The organism is Marinobacter lipolyticus SM19, assembly GCF_000397065.2.
GTDB classification, from domain to species: Bacteria; Pseudomonadota; Gammaproteobacteria; order Pseudomonadales; family Oleiphilaceae; genus Marinobacter; species Marinobacter lipolyticus.
Genome location: NZ_KE007306.1, coordinates 354,448 through 368,148 on the forward strand (window position 1 = coordinate 354,448; position 13,701 = coordinate 368,148).

11 protein-coding genes and 1 pseudogene are annotated in these 13,701 nt (G+C 55.6%); 11 read left to right on the forward strand and 1 reads right to left on the reverse strand.

What is annotated here, in order from left to right; all coding sequences use genetic code 11:
* The 6 genes and pseudogenes from MARLIPOL_RS19010 to MARLIPOL_RS01645 all read left to right on the forward strand — a co-directional run.
* Positions 1 to 313: pseudogene (locus MARLIPOL_RS19010) on the forward strand (sulfate adenylyltransferase subunit CysD); the annotation flags it as partial.
* A 1-nt stretch (position 314) separates the two neighbouring features.
* A complete protein-coding gene (gene cysN, locus MARLIPOL_RS01625) occupies positions 315 to 1,973 on the forward strand; it encodes a sulfate adenylyltransferase subunit CysN (RefSeq protein ID WP_012136312.1) in 1,659 nt (552 codons plus the stop codon).
* Positions 1,974 to 2,250: 277 nt separating this feature from the next.
* Positions 2,251 to 3,264: a nucleoid-associated protein gene (locus MARLIPOL_RS01630; RefSeq protein WP_012136313.1), complete on the forward strand. Its 1,014-nt coding sequence runs from the start codon at positions 2,251 to 2,253 to the stop codon at positions 3,262 to 3,264.
* Between the two features lie 296 nt (positions 3,265 to 3,560).
* Positions 3,561 to 4,214, forward strand: a complete 654-nt coding sequence (locus tag MARLIPOL_RS01635; protein WP_012136314.1) for a substrate-binding periplasmic protein — start codon at positions 3,561 to 3,563, stop codon at positions 4,212 to 4,214.
* A gap of 89 nt (positions 4,215 to 4,303) precedes the next feature.
* The gene (locus MARLIPOL_RS01640) at positions 4,304 to 6,352 is read left to right on the forward strand and encodes a phospholipase effector Tle1 domain-containing protein (protein WP_012136315.1); all 2,049 of its coding nucleotides are present in this window, start codon (positions 4,304 to 4,306) and stop codon (positions 6,350 to 6,352) included.
* Entirely contained in the window at positions 6,352 to 6,954 is a 603-nt protein-coding gene (locus MARLIPOL_RS01645) for a DUF2931 family protein (RefSeq protein WP_012136316.1), read from the forward strand. The genes MARLIPOL_RS01640 and MARLIPOL_RS01645 overlap by 1 nt, the downstream gene beginning before the upstream one ends.
* Before the next feature lie 24 nt (positions 6,955 to 6,978).
* Here MARLIPOL_RS01645 and trmH read toward each other — a convergent pair whose 3' ends face one another.
* Positions 6,979 to 7,728 (reverse strand): tRNA (guanosine(18)-2'-O)-methyltransferase TrmH, encoded by a 750-nt coding sequence (gene trmH / locus MARLIPOL_RS01650; RefSeq protein ID WP_012136317.1) that lies wholly within the window; start codon positions 7,726 to 7,728, stop codon positions 6,979 to 6,981.
* 194 nt (positions 7,729 to 7,922) lie between these two features.
* Between trmH and miaB the strand changes: the two genes are divergently transcribed.
* The 5 genes from miaB (at position 7,923) to lnt (ending at position 13,593) form a co-directional block, all read left to right on the forward strand.
* Positions 7,923 to 9,269 carry a tRNA (N6-isopentenyl adenosine(37)-C2)-methylthiotransferase MiaB gene (gene miaB / locus MARLIPOL_RS01655; protein ID WP_012136318.1) on the forward strand — a complete coding sequence of 449 codons (1,347 nt, stop codon included), beginning with the start codon at positions 7,923 to 7,925 and terminating at the stop codon, positions 9,267 to 9,269.
* 491 nt (positions 9,270 to 9,760) lie between these two features.
* Complete coding sequence (locus MARLIPOL_RS01660; protein WP_012136319.1) at positions 9,761 to 10,744, forward strand: PhoH family protein; 984 nt, start codon at positions 9,761 to 9,763, stop codon at positions 10,742 to 10,744.
* On the forward strand, positions 10,741 to 11,214 hold the full coding sequence (gene ybeY / locus MARLIPOL_RS01665; protein ID WP_012136320.1) for an rRNA maturation RNase YbeY: 474 nt from the start codon (positions 10,741 to 10,743) through the stop codon (positions 11,212 to 11,214). The genes MARLIPOL_RS01660 and ybeY overlap by 4 nt, the downstream gene beginning before the upstream one ends.
* Positions 11,211 to 12,056, forward strand: coding sequence for an HlyC/CorC family transporter (locus MARLIPOL_RS01670; RefSeq protein ID WP_012136321.1), 846 nt, complete (start codon positions 11,211 to 11,213; stop codon positions 12,054 to 12,056). Before ybeY ends, MARLIPOL_RS01670 begins: the two co-directional genes overlap by 4 nt.
* Before the next feature lie 7 nt (positions 12,057 to 12,063).
* Positions 12,064 to 13,593, forward strand: a complete 1,530-nt coding sequence (gene lnt / locus MARLIPOL_RS01675) for an apolipoprotein N-acyltransferase (protein ID WP_051123092.1) — start codon at positions 12,064 to 12,066, stop codon at positions 13,591 to 13,593.
* The last annotated feature ends 108 nt before the right edge of the window (positions 13,594 to 13,701 follow it).

Sequence of the window (13,701 nt, forward strand, 5' to 3'; positions counted from 1 at the left end):
CCTGGAAAATATCGAGATTGTTCCGCTGTACTACTCCGCCGTGCGTCCGGTCGTTGAGCGGGACGGCACACTGATCATGGTGGACGACGATCGCATGCCCCTGAAAGAAGGCGAAAAGCCGATGATGAAATCCATCCGCTTCCGCACCCTGGGCTGCTATCCCCTCACTGGTGCCATCGAATCCGAAGCCACCACGCTGCCGGAGATTATTCAGGAAATGCTGCTGGCCACCAGCTCCGAGCGTCAGGGTCGCGTGATCGACCACGATTCAGCCGGCTCCATGGAACAGAAAAAGCGGGAAGGGTACTTCTAAGATGTCACACCAGTCTGATCTGATCGCCGAAGATATTCAGGCCTACCTGAAGCAACACGAGAACAAGGAACTGCTGCGCCTGCTGACCTGCGGCAGTGTCGATGATGGTAAAAGCACCCTGATTGGCCGCCTGCTCCATGACACCAAGATGATCTATGAAGATCACATGGCGAGCCTGAAAACCGACAGCGCCAAAGTGGGCACCACCGGTGAAAAGCTGGACCTGGCATTGCTGGTCGATGGTTTGCAGGCAGAGCGGGAACAGGGCATTACCATTGATGTGGCCTACCGTTATTTTTCCACGGACAAGCGCAAGTTCATCATCGCCGACACGCCAGGCCATGAACAGTACACCCGCAACATGGCCACCGGTGCTTCCACTGCGCAGCTGGCAATCCTGATGATTGACGCCCGTTACGGCGTTCTGACTCAGACCCGCCGGCACTCGTATATCGCTTCCCTGCTGGGCCTCCGCCACATTGTGGTCGCCATCAACAAGATGGATCTGGTGGACTTCAGTGAAGAGCGCTTCAACGAGATCAAAGACGAGTACCTGGCGTTTGCCGCCAAGCTAGGCCTGAAGGATATCCGTTTCGTGCCGATCTCGGCTCTGGAAGGCGACAATGTGGTTAACCGGAGCGAGAACACGCCCTGGTTTACCGGCCAGCCGTTGATGGAAATCCTGGAAACCGTGGAAGTTTCCAGGGACAAGAACCTGGAGCACTTCCGCTTCCCGGTTCAGTATGTCAACCGCCCCAACCTGAACTTCCGAGGCTTCTGCGGCACTATTGCCTCTGGTGTTATCCACCCCGGGGACAAGGTTATGGCCTTACCGTCCCGCCGCACCAGTACGGTCAAGGAGGTCGTCACCTTTGAGGGGAACGTGGAAGAGGCTTACATCGACCAGGCCGTCACCCTCACCCTGAATGATGAGATCGATATCAGCCGTGGTGACATGCTGGTCAAAGCGGAAGATGAGCCGGAAGTGGGCAACCGTTTCAACGCCAACATCGTGTGGATGACTGACGCCCCCCTGGAAACCGGCCGGCTGTATGACATCAAGCTAGGGCCAACGTTTACCTCTGGCACCGTGAAGACAATTCACCACCAGACAGACGTGAACACCCTTGAGCAGAAGAACAACCCAACAGAGCTTCAGCTCAACGAAATTGGGCTTTGCGAGCTGACCCTGAGCCAGCCAATCGCGTTTGACGCATACCCACGCAACCACGCGACTGGCAGCTTTATCGTGATCGACAGGCTGACCAACGTAACGGTGGGCGCTGGCATGATCGCCGGTACCGCGAGTGACGTGGAATCCCTGGAACCGGTCAGCGTGGAAGAACGTGCCCGCCGCCTGGCGCAGAAGCCGGCCATTATTGCCTGCAACGGCAAGCAAGCGCCGGCACTGGCACTGGCTGTAGAGCGCGCACTGTTTGATCAGGGTAAGACCACGGTCGTACTCAGCGAGGATAATGCCGGCACGGCGGAAGATCGCCGCCGTACTGCTCAACTGCTGTCCGCCCATGGGCTGATTGCGGTTGCGGTTAACCTGGGTTCCGATGTCGCGACGGCTACGGCTTCCGCAGACAGCGACCAGGATATCCCTGATGCGGTTTATGAGTTGGTGCAGGATCTGGTTCGTCACAAGCGGATTTGATGCCTGGACTTCGGGCATAAGGTGGCTGGTCCCGGGGCGGGGTACCTTTTTCTTCTGGAAAAAGAACTCGCTTCGCTCAGACACCTTTGTTCCGGCAGAAAAAGGCACCCCACCCCGTGACCGACCGGATTTTGCGGGAGGTTTCCGTCATGCTGGTTGTCGGATTAGCAAAGCGTAATCCGACAATTCACCGGGTCCGGAAAATCGGTACAATGCCAAGCCCTGGGGGTTAGCCCTCAGGGCTTTGTTTTTTTACTAACCAGGGAAAAGCGATTTCATGGCCATCAAGCAGCTTCGTACTCTCTTTGCCAGCCAGTATCAGCCCGGACAACCGGCACGGGTTCGTCCAGGCGAGGCCCTGACCGAACCGGGCGGCGACTACGAGGCCCTTCACAAGCAGATGAAGCGCCTGTTCAACAGCAAACCCGGCAAGAAATACGGCCGCTTCTCCGATGATATCGGCGATAGTCCTTTCAGCAGCTGGCTGAAGGACTACCTGGAAGACAAGCAGTCTTTCACTTCCCTGACCGACCGCCTGTTCGGACAATGGCAGGAACTGCTGAACGGCGCCCAGGAGGAATTCGAGGGGCACCTGATGATTGTGCACGAAGCTCTGGCCGATTCCGAGGTGGTCTATTTGCTGATCCTGGAAAACGACAGCGCCATGCGTTTTGATGCCAAACAGACACTGGATGCTACCGATATTCTCAGCCTTTCCCGCCTGAACCTGGCAGCCCGCATCGAACTGGACGACTGGCGCGGTGACAACCCCGGCGAGAATTACCTGACCCTGGTGCACGCCCGTGGTACCGGTGAAGGCGGTGACCTGTTCATCAAGCTGTGTGGTTTCACCAATCAGGTGGATGTGGAAAAAGAAACCGTTACATTCCTGGATGCGGTGGAGGCTTTCGCAAAAACCTCCGAGCCCGAAGAGGCCGGTAAAGTGCGCGCCCGTGCCTATGAATTCTGCAAGGAGCAGCACGCCCTGGGCGAACCCGTTGCCATTGAAGCCCTGTCTGGTTACCTTGATGAGAATCAGCCGGAGCGCTTTAAAGAGTTTGCCTCTCAGGCCGCCGAACTGCCTGAGAGCGGCGTACTGCACCCGGACCACCGCAAGGTCAAGAAACTGGTGCGCATCGCCGGTTCCGGCGGTGGCATGAGCGTGTCATTCTCATCGGACCTGGTAAACCAGGCGGTCTACTATGACAAGGACAAGGACGCTCTGACCATTACTCGGCTACCAAAGGCGCTACGCGAGCAACTGCAGCGCTACCTTGAAAACCGCGACTAAACCCGAACCTGGAGGTGTCGCCCGACACCTCCCTTCCCTATCTTCCGACCTCATACATCCCTTTCGTTTTCTGGCAAGTGACCTAATATTAATTGAGAACAAACGTTGTTCTCGTCTTACCAGCCGCGGGTACCAAGCACAGCTGGAGGAACTTCCTTCAATGGTAGGCTGCAATGAAAGTGCTCTCGCTGTCTTTATACACTCCAGCTATTTACCATATCTGCAGGATCTTTCTCGCACTGTCTGCTTTGGCGTGGTCAATACCTGCTCCCGCCACAGAACCACCCTGCCTTGTAGTGAATGGCCCAACAAGTGATCAGACTCTTACCAATGCCAACGCAGAATGGACTCAGCACGTTATAGAACGCCTGAAGCTGCGGGATGTCGACTGCGAGGCAGTGAATATTGACCACTGGGCAAGAGCCAACAAGATGTTCCGCGACGGGACGGCCGATGTCCTTTTCCCTGAAATAGTGGGCGACCCGGAGCAACCCGGTATAACCGGTATGCCGATTGCCCTGACTTACGGCTTCGTGATTTTCACCCGGTACGACACAGGCCCACTGAACACGATTGAAAGCCTCGAGGGCCTTAGAGTTGGCACCATTCGGGGACGATTTTATCCAAGTGAGTTCCTGAATCACCCGGGAATCCAGATTCAACGCACCAATTCGCTGGAGCAAAACATGCATATGCTGGCGCTCGAGCGAATTGATGCCACTATCGAGTACCAGTCCGATGGCGTGGCGCTTCTGAGCCGCCTGGGGCTGCGCGCCATGATTCATCACGGCGATGAGTTTGGCGTAAATGAGCTCGCTTATCGGTTTCATCTGTCAGATCGGGGCATCTGGCTAAGGCACCACTTTGATGCCGCAGTCCAGGAACTGATTGAAGACGGCACTTATCAACAAACCTTTGCCGGAACAAGCCAGCGATTGATCACCGACTGACTGAAATGTGACACAAAACGGTTACATTGGTCCGGAATTCGGTATGCTTATCCCGCCGAAAAACAAAACGTCAGCAAGGAGTGGTGACGATGCAAATCAAGCGGTCAATGGATTTGACCCCCTACGATATTCCACGGATAGAAAGCCCGTTCCTGGCAGCTTCCGAGACCCGCCGCAAAATCAACGCAGGACAATTTCGCGAACAGGAGCTGCGCCAACTGCTCAGGTTACAGCCGTACGACCGGGTGGACCTCTGCGAGTTGACCGTGAATCTGGTCGCTGCAGGCGATGCGTTTCTCGTCCACGGACCACTGGACGAAGGCCCCGTCTCCCCGGTGGTCATATGGCGAGAGAACCCCGACCTGGTCAACGGAGGTGAGTGGAAACCCAGTAGCGAACTGCCCTTTGGCCTCGGCTACCCCATGCAGGACCTGAACACGTCTCAGCTGACACCACAGGATATCAAGCGCGGACCGTTCTGCATGGGCTCGCCTGCTCCTGCGCCTCGCCCACGTCCTGAAAGGGACGAGTATCAGCAGCATCGGCCCCAACAGGCGTCCTCCACCCTCGAATCAGCAGCCTCGGTTATGGCTACTACCATTGCCGGCATTAAATCCGGGGAAGACGCGAGCGAGCAGAAAGAAGAGGAGCCGGAGATTCATGTTGAGGTGGGGATTTTTACTGATGGGACGTTGAATAATGCGTTTAATAGCCAGCTTTTAGCACAGGAACTGGAAAAGGAATGTCAGAAATCCGGCGAATACGATGAGATCGAAATAGCCGAGTGTAGACGATGCTTAGGGTTAATGATGGGCAGCAGCTACAGGAATACGCCCAGTAACGTGGCCAAACTTTGGGAGCTGTATCCAGACACAGACTTACAAGACAAAAATTCCCGTAGGTACCAGCTAAAAGTGTACGCAGCAGGTGTAGGCACTGAAACCGGAGATGGGGATTCTTTAATCAGCGCAGCAACCGGCATGGGAGATACAGGAATTGTCCAACAAGTGGTAAAGACCTTCGAAGAACTGGCTTTACAGATTGAGAGTCGGGTTCAGGGGAAACAAATTCATAAATTAGTTTTCGATATATTCGGCTTCAGTAGAGGGGCTGCGGCAGCCCGACATGCAGTTTACGAAATAAACCGAAAAGAGAAAGGTATCTTCGGAAAAGCCCTGCATGCCCGTGGATTAGCTTGGCCTAAAGCGATGGAGATCAGATTTGTAGGATTGTTTGATTCTGTGGCTGCAATACTAAACATCGCTAATGGGGATCTCAGTGCAGCAAATGACAATAACGTGCCAGTCAGACTTTTTCTCGATCCGAAGAAGGTCACAAAGGCTGTTCAGCTGACCGCCGAGCAGGAACATCGGAAGCTATTTGCACTTAATAGCCTCCGCGGCCCGGATACAAAGTTACCTCCAAACTTTCGGGAAATTAAACTGCCTGGAGCACACTCTGACATTGGAGGCGGATATCCTGAACTGCAGCAAGAGGATGTGCTAATCAGCCCTCTCCACCCTATCAGCCGCGACCGATTCCCTTGGCCCCAAGAAACCATGCAGTGGGATACCCTGGAGGTCCTGAAGAAAGACCTCGAATCAGAACGTTGGGTCGGAGAATACAGCCTCCCCGTTGCCCAGCCTACTGCCCGTTCTCCTGGTACAGAAACCCGCAATAATCTGAGTCAGAGAGAGCCGCGACTGGAGATTCTCACAAAAAGATCCGAGCATCCCGCTCCTGATGGTAGGGTCGAACTTGCGCTCCGTATGTACCGCTCCATCAATGGAGGATACTCTCGCGTTGCCCTTGCCCTAATGCATAGATTAGCCAAACAGTCGGGTGTTATTTTTACGCCCATCCCAAAGAGTGGGAACACACAAATACCAGAAGAACTAACCCCCATACATCAAAGCCTGCAGGAGCAAATTGACGCTGGTGAGAACTCTCCAAGATTGAACACTCCGCAGCTCAATCTTTTGATGCAGCGCTACATCCACTACTCAGCTCATTACAACAGCATAAATACAGCAATAAAGGGTGTTCCATTGAGCCTTAGAATTCTACGTAACTTCAATACCAACATGCCCGAAGAAGGGAGACAGCGGACCGTCTACTTCAACACGGAGAACAACTGATGCTTACCATCTTTCTCAGATGCGCGATCTGCATCACATTGATTGCCTGCCAAGGCTGCACGTCCATAACCAGCGATACCGGAGAACACCGCCGAGTCACATTCGCAGCCCCAGAGCATTATGACGTTTGGCTTATGGATGTTCTTCTGGAGAAAAGCGGCGAACGCAGCTGGCGCCAACCCGGAGGCACTGTGAAATGCTGCTGGAAGGGACCAAAAGGCCCCGCTGGGCCGGGGGCGGCGACAGACCCGTTCCCAGAACTAATCTGGATACACTGGTTTTCTTTTGCCGAGCAGGAGCACTACGCACACTTGATCCAAATCCCTGCGGGTTTAAATGAGAGAATGCGTGAGCCAGCGAGGGTTGTAACAAATGTCGACGTTCGAAAGGTGCCACGTCACACCCTAACAATCGGCTTGGCTCCAGGAGGGCAGATTGTTATGTGGATTCAGAGCCAGATCGGCAACGAAGTAGAAGTAATGCGCCTACAAGCCAAACCCGTTGAAGGGGACCCATCGCATTTCCAGGAGAGAACGAAAGCGTACCTGAAGGAACACGGCGACTACCTGAAAACACACGGCCTTCAACTGGACAAATGGTAGCCCGAAAATCACCGGGAAGTCGGATCAGCCCTGATCCGATTCCTCAATAGCCGGTGCGACCGGCGGATCATCCCAGCGGCGACGATTCTTACGTAGTTCACGAACGCCCTGCATCCAGCCGACACCATCAATAAGCTCGCCGGTATCCGGATCAATGGGCGGATACGGCAGGTTGCGGTCATCGCAATATCGTTTGACGGTTGGCTGGCACCAGCAGAAGAGCAGGCGGTTGTATTCGTCGTCCGGCAGACGCCGGTAATCGTATAGCCCTGCGGCTTTTCGCTGGCGCTGGGCTTCGGCGAGAATGATGGCGCAGGCAGCGGAAACGTTCAGGGACTCCACCATGCCCATCATTGGTATCACGATGTGTTCGTCCGCTAATTCGGCCGCACTGGCGCTTACCCCATCGACTTCATTGCCCATGATCACCGTACAGGGCACCGTGAAATCGGCTTCACGGTAATCGATGGCGCGATCGGAAAGCTGGGCGGCGTAAAGTTTGTGACCCTGCCCTTTCAGCGCACCAATGGCGTCTTCCATGGTTCGATGGGTATGGGTGGTCACCCAGCTGTAACTGCCACCGGCGGTTTTACGGAATGCGCGGAAACCTTCTTTTGGCCAGACAGTGTGCATATTGGCCAGGCCGAACGCATCGCAGGAACGGATGATGGCGGACAGGTTTCTGGGCTTATGAACCTGGTCGGTAAGGACGCTGAGATCCGGTTGGCGGGTGTTCAGGGTTTGTTTGATTCGGGCCAGGCGTTCAGGGGTCATAGCGTTGTATGGGTTGGTTATTGGGTTGTCGGAGATCCGACGAAGCGAATAATACCATAACGGAACTAGTAACTAGCCGAGACAATGGTGGTTGCGGATTGATCACCCCGTTATAATACGCAGTTCCTTTTTTGCTAGCGCCTCTGGATACAACCGCAAGCCCGGCGCCACATCCACCAGAATACGTGAGAATCATGGCCAAGAAGCTGTACATCAAGACCCACGGCTGTCAGATGAACGAGTACGATTCTGCCCGAATGGCGGACCTGCTCAAAACCGGTGAAACCGTCGAAATGACGGACACACCCGATGACGCCGACATTCTTCTGCTGAACACCTGCTCCATTCGCGAGAAAGCCCAGGAGAAAGTGTTTCACCAGCTCGGCCGCTGGAAGGGACTCAAAAGCAAAAAACCGGACCTGATCATCGGCGTGGGCGGCTGCGTGGCCAGCCAGGAAGGTCAGGCTATTCTCGACCGCGCCCCGTATGTGGATATGGTGTTCGGTCCACAAACCCTGCACCGCCTGCCGGACATGATTACCGAAGTGCGCTCCAAGGGTAACGGTGTTGGCGTGGTGGACGTCAGCTTTCCGGAAATCGAGAAGTTCGACAACCTGCCCGAGCCCGGCGCTGACGGTCCATCGGCATTTGTGTCCATCATGGAAGGCTGCAGCAAATACTGCACCTTCTGCGTGGTGCCTTACACCCGTGGCGAGGAAGTCAGCCGTCCGGCGGACGACGTGATCGCAGAAGTGGCACACCTGGCGAGCCAGGGCGTGCGTGAGGTGAACCTGCTGGGCCAGAACGTTAACGCCTACCGTGGTGAAACCCACGATGGCGACACCATGGACCTGGCGGAACTGATCACCCTGGTGGCCGCCATCGACGGCATCGACCGCATCCGCTATACCACGTCACACCCGGTGGAGTTCACCGATGCCATGATCGAGGTGTACGAACAGGTCCCGGAACTGGTCAGCCATCTGCACCTGCCGGTTCAAAGCGGTTCGGATCGTATCCTGGCAGCCATGAAGCGTGGTCACACGGCGCTGGAGTACAAATCCAAGCTCCGCCGCCTGCGCAAGATCCGGCCGGACATCAGCTTCTCGTCGGATTTCATTATCGGATTCCCCGGCGAAACCGAGAAAGACTTTGAGGACACCATGAAGCTGATCAATGATATCGGCTTCGATATGTCTTTCAGCTTCGTTTACAGCGCCCGCCCGGGTACTCCGGCGTCGGATCTGCCGGATGACACTCCGATGGAGGTGAAGAAGCAACGCCTGAGCATTCTGCAGGACCGGTTGAATCAGAATGTCATGGATATCAGCCGCAAGATGGTGGGCACGACTCAGCGTATTCTGGTGACTGGCCTGTCCAAGAAAGACCCGGGAGAATTCGCGGGCCGGACGGAGAATAACCGGATTGTGAATTTCCGGCATGAGAATCCGAATGTTGTGGGGCACTTCATCGACGTCGAGATTGTTGAAGCTTATCCCAACTCCTTACGCGGCGTGCCTGTTAACGCGGAGTTGTTTTAGGGTTCGGCTCTTATTGGTTCGAGCTTGGAGCATGGCGAGTGGTGGGGCTTCCCTCCCAAAAACCGCTACAAGCACGTCCGTGTGCGCTTCTCTCCGGCCATCCATGGCCTCCGAAATTTTTGGGAGGGAAGCCCCACCACTCTCCGCTGACTACGAGCGTGCACGCGCTGAGGAAATTCCAATAAGCGGTTTTATCGTAGGTTGGATTAGACGAAATAATAATCCAACAAAAACATGCGACCTCGAATTTTGTCGGATTACGACCTTGTCTAATCCGACCTACTTGTTTTTCAGTTTCGGGCCTGCAAATAGTTAGTTAAGTTGGGGTGTGGGGCACCTTCCACAGACTGTTGAGGGCCATGGACGGCCCGAAACAAGCGCACATGGATGTGCTCGTAGCGTGTCTGTGGAAGGTGCCCCACACCCCGACCTGACTCAAAATTCAGAAAAGCTGACTCCCGGCAAACCACGGGAGTAAAAACGGAGCACCTTTGAAAGCCAACGATTCCAGACAATTTGATCTGCACCCGGTCGATCAGCACCGGCTGACCACTCTCTGTGGCCAGTTCGATGAGCATCTCAAGCACATTGAACGGCGCATGCGGGTCAAGATTGGCCGCCGTAACCACCATTTCCGTGTGGAAGGCGAAACCGAGCATGTGGCTGCGGCCGTCGAGGTTATCCGGCACCTGTATCGGGAAACCGACGCCACTGACGATATTTCCCCCGATACCGTTCACCTGTTCATTCGTGAAACCGGCTTCGAGCGCCTGCCGGAAGATGTTCCCTACGACGGCTCTGTTACCGTCATCAAAACCCCCAAACTGCAGGCCAAGCCCCGCGGCGCCAACCAGCAGAAGTATGTGCACAATATCCGCACCCATGACATCAACTTCGGTATTGGCCCGGCCGGCACCGGAAAGACCTGGTTGGCGGTCGCCTGTGCGGTGGAAGCCTTGAAGGATGAGCAGGTCAAACGCATCCTGCTGGTTCGTCCGGCGGTGGAAGCCGGTGAGAAGCTGGGCTTCCTTCCGGGCGATCTGGCCCAGAAAGTGGACCCTTACCTTCGCCCACTGTACGACGCCCTTTATGAGATGCTGGGCTTTGACCATGTCACCCGGCTGATTGAAAAGAGTGTGATCGAAATTGCGCCCCTTGCCTTTATGCGTGGCCGCACCCTGAATAACTCGTTCATCATCCTGGACGAGAGTCAGAACACCACCCGGGAACAAATGAAGATGTTCCTGACGCGGATTGGCTTTGGCTCCACGGCGGTGATTACCGGCGATACGACTCAGGTTGACCTGCCCCGCGGTGAAAATTCCGGACTGATTCACGCCTCCGGCGTGCTGAGCAAGGTCTCTGGCATTGGCTTTACACGCTTTGAAGCCAGGGACGTGGTTCGCCACCCCCTGGTCCAACGCATCGTGGAAGCCTACGACTCTTTTGACGGCGGGAGTGCCACCGGCAAGTGAACACACTGACAGTAGACCTGCAGCGGGCTCATTCAGCGCACGGCGTACCCGCGGCGGAGAGTTTTGAACGCTGGGCTCAATGTGCCTGGCTGGGGAACACCACGTCCGAAGTCACAATCCGTATTGTCGATACTGACGAAAGCGCGGAACTCAATGGCCAGTACCGGGGCAAAAATGGGCCAACCAATGTCCTGTCCTTCCCATTTGAGGCACCAGCGGGTATAACAGTTCCGTTAGCCGGAGATCTCATCATTTGTGCTCCGGTTGTTGAAAAAGAGGCCAAAGATCAGCATAAAGAACCAGAGGCCCATTGGGCTCACATGGTTGTGCATGGCATGCTGCATCTTCAGGGCTATGATCATATTGAAGATAACGATGCCGAGGTCATGGAAGCCCTCGAAGTCCGGCTGCTGCGGCAGCTCGGGTATGGCAATCCTTACGAATCAGAGGAAGCGGAACAAGACTCATGAGCGACGATCAGTCGAGTCGCAGTCAGGGCAACAAGTCCTGGCTGGAGCGTATATCACAGGCCTTTTCCAGCGGGCCTGAGTCCGTCGAGGACGTGCTGGAAATCCTGCGGGACGCCGAGTCCCAGGACATCATCGATACCGATGCCATGAGCATCATCGAAGGTGCCATGCAGGTGATCGACATGCGGGTGGATGAGATCATGATCCCCCGCTCCCAGATGGTCACCGTCAAGGCAGCCCAGGAACCGAAAGAGTTTCTTGGCGAAATCATCTCCTCTGCCCACAGCCGTTTTCCCGTTATTGGCGACAGCCAGGACGACGTAATTGGCGTACTGCTTGCCAAGGATCTGCTGCCTTTGGCTCTGAACAATGAGGTCAACTGGTCGTGCATTCGTGAAATCCTGCGACCGCCAACTTTCGTGCCGGAAAGCAAGCGCCTGAACCAGCTGTTGAAAGAGTTCAAGGAAAACCGCAACCACATGGCCATCGTGGTGGACGAGTACGGCGGCACGGCTGGCCTGATCACCATCGAAGATGTTCTGGAACAGATCGTTGGTGAAATCGAAGATGAACACGACTTCGATGAAGAAACCCACATCAAGGCCCGCGGGGACGGCACTTATGCCGTCAAGGCCGTCACACCGGTGGATGACTTCAATGAGTTTTTCCAGACGGAGCTGGATGAGGAAGAGTTCGACACCATCGGCGGTGTGGTACTCAAAGAATTCGGCCACCTGCCCAGGCGGGGCGAATCGGTTGCATTTGGCGGGCTGCAATTTACTATTGCGAACGCCGATAACCGAGTCATCCGTCTGCTGCAGGTAACCCGTAGTGAGCAATAACGATACCATCCCCCTGATTCCGGATACGCGCCTGTCAGGCAAAACCTGGCTGAGAACCGTCACCCTTGTGGTGGCGGGCGCCCTGCAAACCCTGACATTGTCACCCTTTCAGTGGTGGTGGCTGGGCCCGGTTTCTCTTGTACTGATCCTGCTGGCGACCGTTCCGCTGGCGTCTCACAAGCTTTTCCGGGCGGGATGGCTTACCGGTCTGGGAATTTTTGGCAGCGGTGCCAGCTGGGTCTACATCAGCATCAGCGAGCATGGCAATACCTCCATCCCCCTGGCGGTCCTCCTGACCGTCTTATTCGTGGCTGGCCTTGCGTTATTTCACGCTATCGCTTTCTGGGGCTGGGGTAAATTGGCAAAAGAGAGCCTCGTGCGCCGGCTACTCCTGTTTCCCGCTATCTGGATTCTCGGTGACTGGGTTCGTGGCTGGCTGCTGACCGGCTTCCCCTGGCTTTACCTCGGAAATGCCCATGTGGACGGGCCCTTGGGAGGTTTTGCGCCACTGGTAGGCGTACATGGCCTAACCTTCTGGATAACCGTTACCGGCGTCGCCATCTACGGTGCATGGTGGCTGGTGCTCAACAAGCGTTCAGTAGGCGCCGGATTCGTCGCTGTAGTGGCACTCTTGCCCTGGGTCACCGGTCCTGCATTATCGAAAATCGAATGGACTAACGTCAGTGACGAAGCCACCTCCTTTGCCTCCATGCAAGGCAACATCCCCCAGCAGATCAAGTGGGACCCGGACTTCCTTCGGGATCAGATCGTTGTATATCTCGGGCTTACAGACGACTACTGGGATACTGATCTCATCCTGTGGCCGGAAACCGCCATCCCCATTCCCCAGGACCAGGCCGGCAAGATCATCGATCATATTGCCGAAGAACTGGGGGACAACAGCACGCTGATCACCGGTATACCCTGGTACGGCTTCAGCGACCGCATTGAGGACTTCACGTTCCACAACAGCATCATGGCTATTGGCAATGGGGAAGGCATGTACCACAAGCAGAAACTGGTGCCGTTCGGCGAGTACGTGCCCCTTCAGCAATGGCTGCGTGGACTGATCGGATTCTTCGATCTGCCCATGTCCAGTTTTAGCCGGGGCCCGGCCAACCAGTCCCCTCTGATCGCCAACGGCACGCGCATCATGCCGTTCATTTGCTATGAAGTGGCTTACCCGGATTTCGTTGCCCGCAATGCCCGGGGCACCGACCTGCTGCTGACCATCAGCAACGACGGCTGGTTTGGCGATTCCATTGGCCCACTGCAGCACTTGCAGATTGCGCGTATGCGGGCGCTGGAAACCGGCCGCTACATGCTTCGGGGCACCAACAACGGCGTCACTGCAATCATCGATCACAAGGGGCAACTGGCTAAAACCATTCCCCAATTCGAACGTGCGGTCCTGACCGGTGACGTATTCACTGCAAAAGGCAGTACGCCCTACATGCAGACAGGCTCCTGGCCCGTGCTGACCCTGGCGCTCATCCTCATTGTCTTCGTGAGGGAGCGGATTATCCCCAAACCGTAGGTTGGATTTACCGGTGAACGGCACAATGAGCAAAGCGTAACCCAACAATCGGCATGAACTTCTGTGTCGGATTACGGCTTCGCCTAATCCGACCTACTTGTTGGGACA

Excerpts from the sequence above, each read along its gene's own strand:
- miaB (WP_012136318.1), top strand. The coding sequence starts at position 7,923 with ATGGCCAAGAAGCTGTACATCAAGACCCACGGCTGTCAGATGAACGAG.
- cysN (WP_012136312.1), top strand. The coding sequence starts at position 315 with ATGTCACACCAGTCTGATCTGATCGCCGAAGATATTCAGGCCTACCTG.
- trmH (WP_012136317.1), bottom strand. The coding sequence starts at position 7,728 with ATGACCCCTGAACGCCTGGCCCGAATCAAACAAACCCTGAACACCCGC.
- MARLIPOL_RS01640 (WP_012136315.1), top strand. The coding sequence starts at position 4,304 with ATGCAAATCAAGCGGTCAATGGATTTGACCCCCTACGATATTCCACGG.
- MARLIPOL_RS01630 (WP_012136313.1), top strand. The coding sequence starts at position 2,251 with ATGGCCATCAAGCAGCTTCGTACTCTCTTTGCCAGCCAGTATCAGCCC.
- MARLIPOL_RS01645 (WP_012136316.1), top strand. The coding sequence starts at position 6,352 with ATGCTTACCATCTTTCTCAGATGCGCGATCTGCATCACATTGATTGCC.
- MARLIPOL_RS01670 (WP_012136321.1), top strand. The coding sequence starts at position 11,211 with ATGAGCGACGATCAGTCGAGTCGCAGTCAGGGCAACAAGTCCTGGCTG.